Genomic DNA, 1363 nt, shown 5'->3' with positions numbered 1-1363 from the left:
TTGACACTCCCTTGCCTAAAGGCGCAGGGATTCTTGGATCATCCAGTCGAACTTATCTCTGTTTGGCTACCATCAGCGAGTAGAGATCGGTCTGTCCCCCAGCGTAAATTTCGGTGTGCCCCACCGTATTTAAATTGATTCCTGCCTGCTTCAATCCCTTTGCCAAAATGTTTTTTCCGGCATTATGGTCGCGATCTAACACCACACCACAACCACAAATATGGGTTCGAGTTGACAGAGTTTTTTTAACCAGGTTGCCACAGTGTGAACATTCCTGAGATGTGTACTGAGGAGCAACAGCAATAACTGTTTTGCCGTACACTTTTCCAAAGTATTCCAACCATTGAGCAAACTGTGACCACGCAGCATCGCTAATTGATTTAGCGAGTTTATGGTTCTTAACCATGTTCCGCACCTGAAGGTCTTCGTAGGCTACAAAATCGTTAGATTTCACCGCGCACAACGCCGTCTTAATGGCGAAGTCTTTACGCTGTCGACTGACCTTCAGGTGTTTTCTTCCTAACTTGTTGATCGCTTTTTTTCGATTTTTAGAACCTTTCTTTTTCCGAGAAACTCGCTTCTGCGATCTCTTCAGAGCTTTTTCGCTTTTGCGGAGATACCGAGGATTAGGAACTGTTTCGCCATCGCTATCAGTATAAAAATGGTTTAATCCGACATCTATTCCAATGGCTTTACCAGTGGAAATAGCTTCCTCTTTCCGTTCCACATTGATACAAAATTGAGCGTAGTATCCGTCGGCACGACGCACGACTCTGATTCGTTTAATCTCGTTTGGCGCGTAGAAATACAAATCCCGACTACCAACCAACTTGAACTTCCCAGCAGCGAAGCCGTCTTTAAATGTTAAACATCTTTTGTCGGCAGAAAGTGACCAACCCGATTGTTTGTACTCAACGGAACGAGTGTGTTTTTTGAACTGCGGGAATCCCTTTTTCCCTGGTTTCTTTGCTTTGCAATTAGCAAAAAAACGCCCTATAGCAAAAATGGCACGCTCCGCCGAAGCTTGACGTGCCGTCGAGTTAAGCTTGCCTGCCCATTCAAACTCTTTCGCCATAATGGCACACTGTTTGTATAGGTCTACCAGCTTAATTCCTTGATTGTCTATCCAATGTCTAAGAGTTTTGTTTCGGACAAATTGAGCCGTCCGAATCATTTCGTCCATGATCCGATATTGCTCCGCTTTGCCTTTCAACTTAAACTCTAATACTATCATGGGAATAGTTTATCATTATTTTTACTGCAACTTTTACCCACAAAATCTACCTATTTAACAATTATTTACAAATTGTAGAAATTAAAGCCGTCCTAGAAGGACGGGGCTTTAGACCCACTTTTGCGGTAA

General features: G+C 43.3%; 1 protein-coding gene. It reads right to left on the bottom strand.

Annotated features, from left to right (window positions below; all coding sequences use genetic code 11):
- Nucleotides 1-52 precede the first annotated feature (52 nt).
- Nucleotides 53-1234, bottom strand: coding sequence for a transposase (locus tag QT987_RS29750; protein ID WP_333247085.1), 1182 nt, complete (start codon nucleotides 1232-1234; stop codon nucleotides 53-55).
- Nucleotides 1235-1363: the final 129 nt, after the last annotated feature.

Source organism: Microcoleus sp. SVA1B4 (assembly GCF_036700545.1).
In the GTDB taxonomy this organism is placed as follows: domain Bacteria; phylum Cyanobacteriota; class Cyanobacteriia; order Cyanobacteriales; family Microcoleaceae; genus Microcoleus.
The sequence above is the reverse complement of the archived record's forward strand: the minus strand, read 5'-3'. Positions and strand labels throughout refer to the sequence as shown.

Excerpts from the sequence above, each read along its gene's own strand:
- QT987_RS29750 (WP_333247085.1), bottom strand. The coding sequence starts at position 1,234 with ATGATAGTATTAGAGTTTAAGTTGAAAGGCAAAGCGGAGCAATATCGG.